Source organism: Stenotrophomonas sp. 89682_Sma (assembly GCF_056481405.1).
Window position 1 is genome coordinate 1,857,769 of record NZ_CM151147.1, and the last position, 13,504, is coordinate 1,871,272.

The 13,504-nt window shown below is 65.6% G+C and carries 9 protein-coding genes; 3 read left to right on the forward strand and 6 right to left on the reverse strand.

The features are described 5' to 3' along the window. Window positions 1-390, reverse strand: coding sequence for a c-type cytochrome (locus ACZK29_RS08720; RefSeq protein ID WP_111112400.1), 390 nt, complete (start codon window positions 388-390; stop codon window positions 1-3). A 205-nt stretch (window positions 391-595) separates the two neighbouring features. On the opposite strand from ACZK29_RS08720, the gene ACZK29_RS08725 reads away from it, so the two are divergent. From ACZK29_RS08725 to ACZK29_RS08735, 3 genes are read left to right on the forward strand one after another with little or no spacing between them, the layout of a single operon-like run. After that, window positions 596-1,747 carry an efflux RND transporter periplasmic adaptor subunit gene (locus ACZK29_RS08725; protein WP_010484552.1) on the forward strand — a complete coding sequence of 384 codons (1,152 nt, stop codon included), beginning with the start codon at window positions 596-598 and terminating at the stop codon, window positions 1,745-1,747. Next, window positions 1,744-5,265: an efflux RND transporter permease subunit gene (locus ACZK29_RS08730; RefSeq protein WP_478446913.1), complete on the forward strand. Its 3,522-nt coding sequence runs from the start codon at window positions 1,744-1,746 to the stop codon at window positions 5,263-5,265. The genes ACZK29_RS08725 and ACZK29_RS08730 overlap by 4 nt, the downstream gene beginning before the upstream one ends. Further along, complete coding sequence (locus tag ACZK29_RS08735; RefSeq protein ID WP_478446914.1) at window positions 5,262-8,342, forward strand: efflux RND transporter permease subunit; 3,081 nt, start codon at window positions 5,262-5,264, stop codon at window positions 8,340-8,342. The genes ACZK29_RS08730 and ACZK29_RS08735 overlap by 4 nt, the downstream gene beginning before the upstream one ends. Before the next feature lie 88 nt (window positions 8,343-8,430). Here ACZK29_RS08735 and ACZK29_RS08740 read toward each other — a convergent pair whose 3' ends face one another. The 5 genes from ACZK29_RS08740 to ACZK29_RS08760 all read right to left on the reverse strand — a co-directional run bounded on the left by ACZK29_RS08740 (window position 8,431) and on the right by ACZK29_RS08760 (window position 13,474). Further along, a complete protein-coding gene (locus ACZK29_RS08740; RefSeq protein ID WP_478446915.1) occupies window positions 8,431-9,414 on the reverse strand; it encodes a hypothetical protein in 984 nt (327 codons plus the stop codon). Window positions 9,415-9,620: 206 nt separating this feature from the next. Beyond that, complete coding sequence (locus ACZK29_RS08745; protein ID WP_478446916.1) at window positions 9,621-10,841, reverse strand: TraB/GumN family protein; 1,221 nt, start codon at window positions 10,839-10,841, stop codon at window positions 9,621-9,623. Between the two features lie 4 nt (window positions 10,842-10,845). Continuing rightward, the gene (locus tag ACZK29_RS08750) at window positions 10,846-11,376 is read right to left on the reverse strand and encodes a GNAT family N-acetyltransferase (protein ID WP_459047591.1); all 531 of its coding nucleotides are present in this window, start codon (window positions 11,374-11,376) and stop codon (window positions 10,846-10,848) included. A 13-nt stretch (window positions 11,377-11,389) separates the two neighbouring features. Next, the gene (locus ACZK29_RS08755) at window positions 11,390-12,277 is read right to left on the reverse strand and encodes a carbon-nitrogen hydrolase (RefSeq protein WP_099523474.1); all 888 of its coding nucleotides are present in this window, start codon (window positions 12,275-12,277) and stop codon (window positions 11,390-11,392) included. 159 nt (window positions 12,278-12,436) lie between these two features. After that, a complete protein-coding gene (locus ACZK29_RS08760) occupies window positions 12,437-13,474 on the reverse strand; it encodes an agmatine deiminase family protein (RefSeq protein ID WP_032130076.1) in 1,038 nt (345 codons plus the stop codon). Between the last annotated feature and the right edge of the window lie 30 nt (window positions 13,475-13,504).

A 13,504-nucleotide genomic window follows, 5' to 3' on the forward strand; every position in this document is an offset into this window, starting at 1 on the left:
TTACTTGACGGTGGACAGGTAAACAGAGAGATCGGCGATCTCCTGTTCGCTGAAGCTCATCGACTGCGCCTGCATCGTCGGATGCCGGCGCTTGCCCTGGCGGTACTCGGTCAGGGCCTGGGCCAGGTACTGCTGGGTCTGGCCGCCGATCTTCGGCACCCGGTAGCTGGGGTAGGCGTTCTTGTAGCCGGTGATGCCGTGGCACCCCTGGCAGGTGTAGGCCAGCACGCGGCCATTGTCGAAGTTGCCGGTGGGCGCGGCAGGCGCCGGCGCAGCGGCAGCAGCCGGGGCCGGAGCGGGTGTGGCAGGAGCAGGAGCGGGCTGTGCGGCGGCCCCAAGGGGCAGGAGGACGGCCAGAGCGAGACAAGCGGCGAGCGGCTGCGGGCGCATGGTGTCGTTTCCGGGGATTCGGGTCTGGTCGTTCCGGCGTGGGGTACGGAACGACCCGAGTATAGCCTCAGGTTTCATCTAGCTGAAATGGGGTCGGTCCGACCGATGGCGTGAAGGCACCATGACCTTTGGGATATGGTGTGGCCGTGAAGTGGTGCATTACTTTGCTACCACACCTGTCCACGCATCCTCCAGGGACCTGACGATGTCGCACCCAACCTTCCTGTCCGGCCGTCGCAGCGGAATCTGTGCCGCCGCACTGCTGATCTCCACCTCCCTGCTGCTGGGCGGTTGCGCCGCAGGGCCCAATTCCGAAGCCAAGGCCGCCGAGACCAAGGAGGAGAAGAAGGTCGACGCGGTGCCGGTCGAAGTGGCGGTGGCCAGCCACCGTGCGGTCGCGGCCAGCTACACCGGAACCGCTGCGCTGGAGCCGCGCGCCGAATCGCAGGTAGTCGCCAAGACCTCCGGCGTGGCGCTGGCGGTGCTGGTCGAGGAAGGCCAGCGGGTGACCGCTGGCCAGCCGCTGGTACGCCTGGACCCGGATCGCGCACGCCTGGCCGTTGCCCAGAGCGAAGCGCAGATGCGCAAGCTGGAAAACGACTACCAGCGTGCACAGAAGCTGGTCGTCCAGCAGCTGGTCAGTGCGGCCAGCGTTGACCAGCTGCGCTACGACCTGGAAAACGTCCGTGCGCAGTACCGCCTGGCCACGCTGGAACTGTCCTACACCACGGTGGTGGCACCGATCTCCGGCGTGATCGCCTCGCGCTCGATCAAGACCGGCAACTTCGTGCAGATCAACACGCCGATCTTCCGCATCGTCGACAACTCGCGCCTGGAAGCCACCCTCAACGTGCCCGAGCGCGAACTGGCCACGCTGCGTGCCGGCCAGCCGGTAACGTTGGCCGCCGATGCGCTGCCGGGCCAGAGCTTCACCGGTACCGTCGATCGCATCGCGCCGGTGGTGGATTCGGGCAGCGGCACGTTTCGCGTGGTCAGTGCCTTCGACGGCGCCGCCCATGCGCTGCAGCCCGGCATGTTCGGGCGCATCCGCATCGATTACGACCAGCGTGCCGATGCGCTTGTGGTGCCGCGCCTGGCGCTGCTCGACGACGGTGAGCCGGCGGTGTTCCGGGTGCGCGAAGGCAAGGTCGCACGCGTTCCGGTCAAGCTGGGTTACGCCGAGGGCCCGTGGGTGGAGATCCGTGATGGCCTGGCGGCCGGTGATCAGGTGGTCACCGCCGGCAAGGTCGCGCTGCGCGACGGTACCGCGGTGCAGGTGATCGCTGATCCGAAGGCAAAGGCGAAGACGGTCGCAGCGGCCGCCAAGCCGGCAGACAAGGCCGGGAGCAAGCAATGACCGCCCCGGGCCACGACCACGGTGCCTCGCCGGCGAGCGACGGCGCCGCCGCCGGCATGCGCGGCGGGCTGGTGGAGTTCGCCACCCGCCGCCGCGTGACCATCGCCATGTGCACGGTCACCCTGCTGCTGTTCGGGCTGATCGCGCTGGGCAACCTCAAGGTCAACCTGCTGCCTGACCTGAGCTACCCGACGCTGACCGTGCGCACCGAGTATACCGGTGCGGCGCCGACCGAAATCGAAACCCTGATCACCCAGCCGGTCGAAGAAGCGGTCGGCGTGGTCAAGAACCTGCGCAAGCTGAAGTCGGTCTCGCGCACCGGCCAGAGCGATGTGGTGCTGGAGTTTGCCTGGGGCACCAACATGGACCAGGCCAGCCTGGAGGTGCGCGACAAGATGGAAGCGCTGAACCTGCCACTGGAGGCCAAGGCCCCGGTGCTGCTGCGCTTCAATCCGTCCACCGAGCCGATCATGCGCCTGGTGCTGTCGAGCAAGGACGTGCCGGCCACCGATGCCGATGCGATCCGCGAGCTGACCGGCCTGCGCCGCTATGCCGATGAAGACCTGAAAAAGAAGCTGGAGCCGGTCACCGGCGTGGCTGCAGTGAAGGTGGGCGGCGGCCTGGAAGACGAGATCCAGGTCGACATCGACCAGCAGAAGCTGGCGCAGCTGAACCTGCCGATCGACACCGTCATCAAGCGCCTGAAGGACGAGAACATCAACATCTCCGGCGGTCGCCTGGAGGAGGGTTCGCAGCGCTTCCTGGTGCGCACCGTCAACCAGTTCGCCGACCTGGAGGAGATCCGCAACCTGCTGGTCACCACCCAGGCCGCCAATGGGAGCGCGGCCGACTCGGCGCTGCAGCAGATGTTCAACATCGCCGCATCGACCGGTTCGGCGGCCGCCATCGCGGCGGCCTCGGCGGCGCAGAGCGCGTCCTCCGGCGGTGGCTCCAGCGTGGTCGCCAACGGTGTGCCGGTGCGCCTGAAGGATGTGGCCACCGTGCGCCAGGGCTACAAGGAACGCGAAGCGGTGATCCGCCTGGGCGGCAAGGAGTCGGTTGAGCTGGCCATCTACAAGGAAGGCGATGCCAACACCGTGTCCACCGCCGAAGCGCTGCGCAAGCGCCTGGAGCAGATCAAGGGCACGTTCCCCTCCGATGTCGAGATGACCACCATCGAGGACCAGTCGCGCTTCATCGAGCACGCCATCGCCGACGTCAAGAAGGATGCAGTGATCGGCGGCCTGCTGGCGATCCTGATCATCTTCCTGTTCCTGCGTGATGGCTGGAGCACGTTCGTGATCAGCCTGTCGCTGCCGGTCTCGATCATCGCCACGTTCTTCTTCATGGGCCAGCTCGGCCTGAGCCTGAACGTGATGTCGCTGGGCGGCCTGGCACTGGCCACCGGCCTGGTGGTGGACGATTCGATCGTGGTGCTGGAGAGCATCGCCAAGGCCCGCGAGCGCGGCCTCGGCATCCTGCAGGCGGCGATTGCCGGTACCCGCGAAGTGAGCATGGCGGTGGTCGCCTCGACCCTGACCACCATCGCGGTGTTCCTGCCGCTGGTGTTCGTCGACGGCATCGCCGGCCAGCTGTTCCGCGACCAGGCACTGACCGTGGCGATCGCCATTGCGATCTCGCTGCTGGTGTCGATGACACTGATCCCGATGCTCAGCTCGCTGAAGGGACGGCCGCCGCTGGCGTTCCCGGAAGAAGCACCGAACGAACCGTGGCAGCCACAGAACCGCTGGCAGAAGCCGGTGGCACTGGGCCGTCGTGGTGCCGTCGCAACCGCGCGCTGGAGCTTCTATGCGCTGGCCTGGCTGGTCGTGCGTGCGTGGCGTGGGGTGGTGGCGCTGGTCGGCCCTGTCATGCGCAAGGCCAGCGACCTGGCGATGAAGCCCTATGCCGGTGCCGAGCGCGGCTACCTGCGCCTGCTGCCGGGCGCGCTGGCCCATCCGGGCAAGGTGCTGGGCGTGGCCACGATCATCTTCGGGGCGACCATGGCGCTGGTGCCGATGCTCGGTGCCGACCTGATCCCGCAGCTCGCACAGGACCGCTTCGAAATGACGGTGAAGCTGCCGGCCGGCACGCCGCTGAAGCAGACCGATGCGCTGGTGCGCGAGCTGCAGCTGGCCCACGGCAACGGCGAGGGCGTCGCCTCGCTGTACGGCGTCAGTGGCAGTGGCACCCGCCTGGATGCCAGCCCGACTGAGAGCGGCGAGAACATCGGCAAGCTGACCGTGGTGATGGAAGGCGGTGGCAACGCGCGTACCGAAGCGGAGATCACCGAGCGCCTGCGTGACACCATGGGCCAGCATCCGGGCGCACAGGTCGACTTCGCGCGGCCGGCGTTGTTCAGCTTCTCCACGCCGCTGGAAATCGAGCTGCGCGGGCAGGACATGGCGACGCTGGAAGTGGCTGGCCAGCGCCTGGCGGCGATGCTGCGTGGCAATGCGCACTACGCTGACGTGAAGTCGACGGTGGAAGAGGGCTTCCCGGAAATCCAGATCCGCTTCGACCAGGAGCGTGCCGGTGCACTGGGCCTGACCACCCGACAGATCGCCGATGTTGTGGTGAAGAAGGTGCGCGGCGATGTAGCGACCCGCTACAGCTTCCGTGACCGCAAGATCGACGTGCTGGTGCGTGCCCAGGAGGGCGACCGTGCCAGCGTGGAGAGCATCCGCCGGTTGATCGTCAATCCGGGCAGCACCCGCCCGGTCACGCTGGACGCGGTGGCCGACGTGGTCGCCACCAGCGGCCCCAGCGAGATCCATCGCGCCGACCAGACCCGCGTGGCCGTGGTCTCGGCCAACCTGCGTGACATCGATCTGGGCGCCGCCATGCGCGAAGTGCAGCAGATGGTGGCCGAACAACCGCTGGGCGCAGGCGTCGGCCTGCATATCGGCGGCCAGGGTGAGGAGCTGGCGCAGGCGGCGAAGTCGCTGATCTTCGCCTTCGGCCTGGCGATCTTCCTGGTCTACCTGGTGATGGCTTCGCAGTTCGAGTCGCTGCTGCATCCGTTCGTGATCCTGTTCACCATCCCGCTGGCACTGGTCGGCGCGATCCTGGCACTGATGCTGACCGGCAAGCCCATATCGGTGGTGGTGTTCATCGGCCTGATCCTGCTGGTCGGCCTGGTCACCAAGAACGCGATCATCCTGATCGACAAGGTCAACCAGCTGCGCGAGGCCGGCGTGGCCAAGCACGAAGCACTGGTGGAAGGTGCGCGCTCGCGCCTGCGGCCGATCATCATGACCACACTATGCACGCTGTTCGGCTTCCTGCCGCTGGCGGTGGCGATGGGCGAGGGCGCCGAAGTACGCGCGCCGATGGCGATCACCGTGATCGGTGGCCTGCTGGTGTCGACCCTGCTGACCCTGCTGGTGATCCCGGTGGTGTACGACTTGATGGATCGCCGCGGTGATGCCTATTACCGTGAGCGCGGCCGCAAGCACGCCGGTGAGATCGAGCCGGGTGCGGCGGGCAGTGCGGCGGGCGCGGAGGAACCGGCATGAGTGTTGCCGAGTTCTCCATCCGTCGTCCGGTCACCACCATCATGTGTTTCGTGTCACTGGTGGTGATCGGCCTGATCGCTTCGTTCCGGCTGCCGCTGGAAGCGCTGCCGGACATCTCCGCGCCGTTCCTGTTCGTGCAGATCCCGTACACCGGTTCGACGCCGGAGGAAGTGGAGCGGACCATCATCCGCCCGGTGGAGGAATCGCTGGCGACGATGACCGGCATCAAGCGCATGCGCTCGTCGGCCACCTCCGAGGCAGCGCTGATCTTCATCGAGTTCAGCGACTGGGGCCGCGACATCGCCATCGCCGCCTCCGATGCACGCGAGCGCATCGATGCGATCCGCAGCGACCTGCCCGATGACCTGCAGCGCTACAACGTGTTCAAGTGGTCCAGCAGCGACCAGCCGGTGCTGAAGGTGCGCCTGGCCAGCACCACCGACCTGACCACTGCGTACGACATGCTCGACCGCGAGTTCAAGCGGCGCATCGAGCGTATCCCCGGTGTGGCCCGCGTCGACATCACCGGCGCGCCGCCGAACGAAGTCGAGATTGCCATCGACCCGAACCGGCTCAACGCGCACGGCCTGAGCATTAATGAGCTGAGCGAGCGCCTGCGCACGCTGAACTTCTCGATCTCGGCCGGCCAGATCGATGACAACGGCCAACGCGTGCGCGTGCAGCCGGTGGGCGAGATCACCGACCTGCAGGAAATGCGTGACCTGGTGATCAACGCCAAGGGGCTGCGCCTGGGCGACATCGCCGACGTGCGCCTGAAGCCGGCGCGGATGAACTACGGGCGCCGCCTGGACGGCAACCCGGCGGTCGGCCTGGACATCTTCAAGGAGCGCAGTGCCAACCTGGTGGAGGTGTCGCGCGCGGCGCTGGCCGAGGTTGAAGCGATCCGTGCCGAAGCGTCGATGCGCGACGTGCAGATCAAGGTGATCGACAACCAGGGCAAGGCGGTAACCTCCTCGCTGCTGGAGCTGGCCGAGGCCGGTGCCGTGGGCCTGATCCTGTCGATCACCGTGTTGTTCTTCTTCCTGCGCCATTGGCCGTCCACGCTGATGGTGACCCTGGCCATTCCGATCTGCTTCACCATCACCCTGGGTTTCATGTACTTCGTCGGGGTGACGCTGAACATCCTGACCATGATGGGCCTGCTGCTGGCGGTGGGCATGCTGGTCGACAACGCCGTGGTGGTGGTGGAGAGCATCTACCAGGAGCGCGAGCGCATGCCCGGGCAGCCGCGGCTGGCCTCGATCATCGGCACCCGCAACGTGGCCATCGCGCTCAGCGCCGGTACGCTGTGCCACTGCATCGTGTTCGTGCCGAACCTGTTCGGCGAGACCAACAACATCAGCATCTTCATGGCGCAGATCGCGATCACCATCTCGGTCTCGCTGCTGGCCTCGTGGCTGGTGGCGGTCAGCCTCATTCCGATGCTGTCCGCGCGCATGGCCACGCCCAAGCTGGTGCACTCGCAGACCGGCCTGATCGCGCGGCTGCAACGCCGCTACGCCAGGCTTCTGGACTGGTCGCTGCACCATCGCGGCTGGAGCCTGCTCGGCATCGTGCTGGTCGTGCTGGTCAGCCTGGTGCCGATGAAGCTGACCAAGGTCGACATGTTCGGCGGCGATGGCGGCAAGGACATCTTCATCGGCTACATGTGGAAGGGCGCCTACACCTACCGGCAGATGTCCGAGGAAGTGGCGCGCGTGGAGAACTGGATCGACGCCAACCGCGAGCGCCTGCACGTCAAGCAGGTGTACTCCTGGTACAGCGAGCAGGAAGGCAGCTCGACCGTGGTCACCCTGGACGAGAAGTACGCCAAGGACATCAAGTCGCTGCAGGAAGAATTGCGCAAGGGACTGCCGAAGTCGGCGCGTACCGACTACTTCGTCGGCAACCAGGGCGGCGATGGCGGTGGCGGCGGCAACCAGGGCGTGCAGGTGCAGCTGGTCGGTGATTCCAGTTCGATGCTGCAGGAGATCGGCCAGGAAGTGGTGCCACTGCTGGCCCAGCGTGCCGAGCTGCGCGATGTCCGCATCGACAATGGCGAGAAGGGCGGCGAACTGAAGGTGCGCGTCGACCGCGAGCGTGCGGCGGCGTTCGGCTTCAACGCCGAACAGGTGGCCAGCTTCGTCGGCCTGGCCCTGCGCGGTGCACCGATGCGCGAGTTCCGCCGTGGCGACAATGAAGTACCGGTGTGGGTGCGTTTCGCCGGTGCCGAGCAGAGCAGCCCGGAAGACCTGGCCGGTTTCAGCGTGCGTACCGGCGATGGCCGCAGCGTGCCGCTGCTGAGCCTGGTCACCGTTGACGTCGGTTCTTCGGCCACCCAGATCGGTCGCACCAACCGCCAGACCACGTTGACCATCAAGGCCAACCTGGCCGAGAAGGTCACCGCACCGGATGGCCGCAAGGCGATGGAATCGGTGCTCAAGCCGATGAACTTCCCGGCCGGTTATGGCTTCACCTTCGATGGCGGCGACTACGGCAATGACGACGAGGCGATGCAGCAGATGGTGTTCAACCTGCTGATCGCGCTGGTGATGATCTACGTGGTGATGGCGGCGGTGTTCGAGTCGCTGCTGTTCCCGGCGGCGATCATGAGCGGCGTGCTGTTCTCGATCTTCGGCGTGTTCTGGCTGTTCTGGATCACCGGCACCTCGTTCGGAATCATGTCCTTCATCGGCATCCTGGTGTTGATGGGCGTGGTGGTGAACAACGGCATCGTGATGATCGAGCACATCAACAACCTGCGGCGCGGCGGCATGGGCCGAACGCAGGCACTGGTTGAAGGCTCCCGCGAGCGCCTACGCCCGATCATGATGACCATGGGCACGGCGATCCTGGCGATGGTGCCGATCTCGCTGACCAATACGCAGATGTTCGGCAACGGCCCGGAGTACGCGCCGATGGCGCGCGCGATTGCCGGGGGCCTGGCGTTCTCGACCGTGGTCAGCCTGCTGTTCCTGCCGACCATCTACGCGGTGCTGGATGACCTGCGTAGTGCTGTGACGCGGCTGATCCGCCGCGCGCGCGGCCTGGAGGTCGTCGCGGGTACCGCGGTGTAGTGGTCGAGCTTGCTCGACCATAACGCGCGACAACGTGTTGTGGTGTGGGGGAGGCCGGTCGTAGTGGGGCGGCCTCCCCCTTTTTTTTTCAACTCATTTCGACCTTGATCAACTGTGATTTGAACTTTGGAAACAGCGTGATCCGATGGTTGAGGAAACCCTTTACGCGCGCGTGAGGGTCTAGACGCCTTACCGAGCTTTGTTGGGGGTCTGATGCCCTCCAAAGGCCAAACGCAATGACATGAGTGCCATGCGGATACTGCTGGAGCCATTCCTGGTCGGTGTGACCGATACTAGCTCCATACGTCAGCTGTATCCCGTCAGTTCCAACCTTGTGCCTTTCCGGAACCAGATTGAGAAACGTATTTCGTTGATTCGAGCTGGTGTTCGGAAGCCCGATTCGATCCACGACGCCGGCTATCGCAAACGGGTGGGCCGAAGGCTCGGCCTTGCTCAGCATTTTCCAAGCGTCCTCATACCGATCTTGTTCAAAGTAGAAACGGCGCCAAGGAATTTTGCGATTGCCAAAGCGCAGGAGCAGAGTCGCGCTCAGTTCAGCATCCTCCTCGCAGCGTTCGCGCAGCTTGAGAATGTCCATCGTAGTTCGCAGATAGCCGTCTAGCTTTCCACCAGTTCTGATGTAGTCTGTTCTTATGTGTTCATCTCTAGTTTTCGATCCAGTCTGGTAGCCAGCCTTCATAGATCGATCAAAATTGCCAAGTGCGTTGTGTAGCAGTTGTAAGCGAAGCTCGTGTTTTCCTTGGTCAAGGCTTGACAAGAAGTCAGGATCAGATTGATTGGCGATAATCAGCTTGAGCTTTCCGGTTGCGTTGTAGCTGCAGCTTGTCGCGTGATCTGAATCTCTGGCTGATGTGAGGCCAATGTATGCAGCCCGCTCTACCGGCTCTTTTCCTGGCGGTCCATTTCGAAGTCCAAGTTTGACGAAACGGACGGATGCAGAGCATCCAACACCATCGCAGAAAAGTGGAGGGATTGTCTGACCATTTTCGGCTCGATTCTGCAGTGATTCGAGCGTATGTCGGTTCCTCCGATCGTCCACGGCAGAAGCCATCTTGATACCTTTTCCCATACTGGCCCTCCCAGGCTCAGAAAAGTTTCATTGATCATACTGGCCGGAAGCGCGGCACAAAAAAAGCCACGCAATGCGTGGCTTTTTGCTTGTGAATGATGTGCCAACCAAGGTTGGCACCTACCGGTCGCGCGCGCAGACGCCATGCGGCCAGTAGCGCCGGGCCATGCCCGGCGCGGCGCGTGCAATCAACCGGCGACCTTGCCCCACACCTTGAACGTGGTCAGCCACAGGCCGAGCATGCTGCCGATGTTGGTCAGCATGAAGGTCAGCACCACGCGGGTGACGCGATTGCGATACCAGCCCTTCAGGCTCTGCGCATCGTCGCGCAGCTTGAGGAAGTCCTCATACGCCGGCTTGCGCAGGCGCGCTTCCACCAAGGCCGAGAATGCGCCGGTCGGGATGCTCAGGCGGAACGGCTTGAACGGGGCCACCGCGATTGCAGTGAGGATGCTCAGCGGGTGGCCACCGGCCAGCAGGCAGCCCAGACCGGCCAGGCCGCCGGTATACATCGCCCAGGTCGCCAGCAGTTCGGTACCCACGCCGAGGCCGCCGCGGTAGAAGCCCACGCCGATGCCAGTCGCCACGATGGCCAGGATGCCCAGCGTGAACCACGGGATGTTGCGCTTCTTCGGTACTGCTTCCAGTTCGGCACGCAGCGGCGCCGGTGCTTCGGTGTCGGTTTCCAGGTAGCGCGCCAGGCCTGCAAGGTGACCCGCACCGACAACGGCCAGCACTTCACGCTGCTGCGGGTTGTGTTCCTCGCGCAGGCGCGTGGCCATGTAGCGGTCACGCTCGCCGATAATGGTCTCGTACAGTGCCGGGCTCTCACTGGCGAACTCGCCGAAGCTCGACTCCAGCATGTCGCCCTGCTTGAGCTTCTCGATCTCGTTTTCGCCCACTTGCTCGGACGAGAACAGGCCGGCGCCAAGGCCGGCGACCAGCTTCAGCTTGCCGAAGAAACCCAGCCGCTGCGAGGCGCGGCGGAAGGTCAGGCCGACCTCGCGGTCGATCAGCTGCACCGGCAGGTCGCGTTCACGCGCCAGTTCCACCGCGCGCTTCAGTTCAGCGCCCGGCTCGATGTCCAGCTGTTCGGCCAGGCGGCGCTGGTAGGCGGACAGGGCCAGGTTGGCGGCGAACAGGGCGACGCGGCCCTTGCGGATCACCTCGACCAGGTCGAGCTTGGCCAGCGTGTCTGGATCACTCAGTGCCTGCAGGCGCTGTGGGTCAAGCTCGACGGCCACCGCATCGAAACGGCCACTGTCGATGGCTTTCTCCACCGCCTCGACGCTGGCACGCGAAACGTGGGCAGTGCCCAGCAGGGTGTAGCGCACGCCGTCGCGTTCGACGACGCGCACCGGCTGGCCAGCGAACAGATCGTCGCCGGTCTCGGGAAGGGTTTCGGTCATGGGTTCATTCATTGGAAGGTGCGGTGTCGGCGCCGTCGCCGAGCGCGCGCTGCATCTGCACGGTATCCAGCCAGCGGCCGTGCTTGCGGCCGAGGCCACGGAACACGCCGACCAGCTCGAAGCCGAAGCGTTCGTGCAGCTTGATTGAAGCGGTATTGGTGGGTTCGCCGATCACCGCCACCATCTGCCGGTAGCCTCGCGTCACGCAGGCGTCGATCAGGGCCTGCAGCAGGCCGGTGCCGACGCCCTTGCCCTGGAAGCCGGCATCGACGTAGACCGAGTTTTCCACGGTCCACTGGTAGGCGACGCGGGTGCGGTAGGTGTTGGCATAGGCATAGCCGGCCACCTGGCCGTCGATCACGGCGACCAGGTAGGGGAAGCCGCGATCGACGATGTCGCGCATGCGGCGCAGCATCTCGGTCGCGTCCGGGATGTCGTACTCGTAGGTGTTGACGAAGTCGGTCACTTCCACCGCGTAGATCGCGGTGATCGCCTCGATGTCGGCCGGGCCGGCATCACGGATGAGGACGGCCATGCGCGGCTCCGGCTCAGTCGATGTAGCGCTTGAGCAGGTCACTGTACGCGTCGATGCGACGGTCGCGCAGGAACGGCCAGATGCGGCGCACGTGCTCGCTGCGCTGCAGGTCGACATCGCACAGCAGAACCGTGGCATCAGTGCCGGCTTCGGCCAGGAACTCGCCCTGCGGGCCCAGCACGTGGCTGTTGCCCCAGAACTGGATGCCCGACGCACCCAGCGGCGATGCCTCGTGGCCGACGCGGTTGCAGCTCAGCACCGGCAGACCATTGGCCACGGCGTGGCCGCGGTGGCTCAGCACCCAGGCGTCGCGCTGGCGGGTCTTCTCGTCCTGGACGTCGTCCGGGTCCCAGCCGATCGCGGTCGGGTACAGCAGCAGTTCGGCACCGGCCAGCGCCATCAGGCGCGCCGCTTCCGGGTACCACTGGTCCCAGCACACCAGTACGCCAAGGCGACCCACCGACGTGTCGATCGGCTTGAAGCCGATGTCGCCCGGGGTGAAGTAGAACTTCTCGTAGAAGCCCGGATCATCCGGGATGTGCATCTTGCGGTACTTGCCGAGCAGGGTACCGTCCTTCTCGAACACCACGGCGGTGTTGTGGTACAGGCCGGCAGCGCGGCGCTCGAACAGCGAGCCGACCAGCACCACGCCATGCTTCTTGGCCAGCGCGCCCAGGCGCTCGGTGCTGGGGCCCGGAATCGGCTCGGCCAGGTCGAACTCGTCCACCGATTCGTGCTGGCAGAAGTACGGGCCGTTGTGCAGTTCCTGCAGCAGCACCAGTTTCGCGCCCTGCGCAGCCGCCTCGGCCACGCGTGCTTCGATCACCGCCAGGTTGGCGGCGGCATCACCGTGGTTGCGCTCCTGGACCAGGGCGACGGTAAGGGGGCTGCGCGAGTTCATGCGGGGCGTTCCTGCGGGGGAAAACTAGCATGTTAGCGCGGATGGACGGCGACGGCGTGTCGCGCGCTGAATGGGTGCTGGTAGTGCCGGCCGCTGGCCGGCAATCCCGTGAATCCATCAGGCAGTGCACGGTTGCCGGCCAGCGGCCGGCACTACCGCTTACGCCTTCAACAGCCCTGCCGGCAGCTGCATGGTGATGCAGTGCAGGCTGCCGTTCTGCCAGATCAGCGAGCGGCAGGGGACCTGCACGATCTCGCGGCCCGGGTGCGCCTGCGCCAGCACGTCGCGGGCCAGGTCGTCGGCCGGATCGCCGTAGGCCGGCATCAGCACCGCGCCATTGACGATCAGGTAGTTGGCATAGGAGGCGGCCAGGCGGCGGCCCTCGTCGATCACCGGCTGTGCCCACGGCAGCGGGAACAGGCGGTACGGCTGGCCATCCTTGGTGCGCAGCGCGGCCAGTTCGTTGCCCATCGCCTGCAGCTCGGCGTAGTGCGAGTCGCTCTCGTCGTCGCAGGCCTGGTAGACGATGCTGTCAGCCGAAGCGAAGCGGGCGAGAGTATCGATATGCGCGTCGGTGTCGTCGCCTTCCAGGTAGCCGTGGTCCAGCCACAGCACGCGGTCCTGTTGCAGCCAGTCGGCCAGGTCGGCGCTCAGGCTGGCGCGGTCGCGGTCCGGGTGGCGCTCGTGCAGGCACTTCCAGGTGGTCAGCAGGGTGCCTTCACCGTCGGTTTCGATGCCGCCGCCTTCCAGCGCGAACGGGATGCTGCGCACCGGCGCGTCATTGAACACGCCGGCCTGGTCCAGCACGCCCACCAGCTGGTCATCCAGGGTGGCGTCGAACTTGCCGCCCCAGCCGGTGAAGCGGAAATCCAGCAGCTGGAAACCGCCGTCGGCGCGGCGCAGGGTGATCGGGCCGGAGTCGCGCAGCCAGGTATCGTCGTAGGCCGCCGTGGTGAAGTGGACCTTGTCCATGTCGATGCGGTTGGAGCGCAGCCGCATTTCGGCATAGGTCTCCACATCGTCGTCGGCCACGCAGATCAGCACCGGCTGGAAGCGGGTGATGGCCGCGACCAGGGCAATGTAGGTCTCTTCCACCTGGCCCAGGCGGTCGGCCCAGTCGGTGTCGGCGGTGGGCCAGGCAATCAGGACGCCGCTCTGGGCTTCCCACTCGGCAGGAAAACGAAGGGTCTGGTTCATGGTCTCGCTACACAGGCCCGCTCGCGGCGG

Coding starts and splice junctions, on each gene's coding strand:
- ACZK29_RS08730 (WP_478446913.1), top strand. CDS start 1,744: ATGACCGCCCCGGGCCACGACCACGGTGCCTCGCCGGCGAGCGACGGC.
- ACZK29_RS08760 (WP_032130076.1), bottom strand. CDS start 13,474: ATGAACCAGACCCTTCGTTTTCCTGCCGAGTGGGAAGCCCAGAGCGGC.
- ACZK29_RS08740 (WP_478446915.1), bottom strand. CDS start 9,414: ATGGCTTCTGCCGTGGACGATCGGAGGAACCGACATACGCTCGAATCA.
- ACZK29_RS08755 (WP_099523474.1), bottom strand. CDS start 12,277: ATGAACTCGCGCAGCCCCCTTACCGTCGCCCTGGTCCAGGAGCGCAAC.
- ACZK29_RS08735 (WP_478446914.1), top strand. CDS start 5,262: ATGAGTGTTGCCGAGTTCTCCATCCGTCGTCCGGTCACCACCATCATG.
- ACZK29_RS08750 (WP_459047591.1), bottom strand. CDS start 11,376: ATGGCCGTCCTCATCCGTGATGCCGGCCCGGCCGACATCGAGGCGATC.
- ACZK29_RS08725 (WP_010484552.1), top strand. CDS start 596: ATGTCGCACCCAACCTTCCTGTCCGGCCGTCGCAGCGGAATCTGTGCC.
- ACZK29_RS08720 (WP_111112400.1), bottom strand. CDS start 390: ATGCGCCCGCAGCCGCTCGCCGCTTGTCTCGCTCTGGCCGTCCTCCTG.
- ACZK29_RS08745 (WP_478446916.1), bottom strand. CDS start 10,841: ATGACCGAAACCCTTCCCGAGACCGGCGACGATCTGTTCGCTGGCCAG.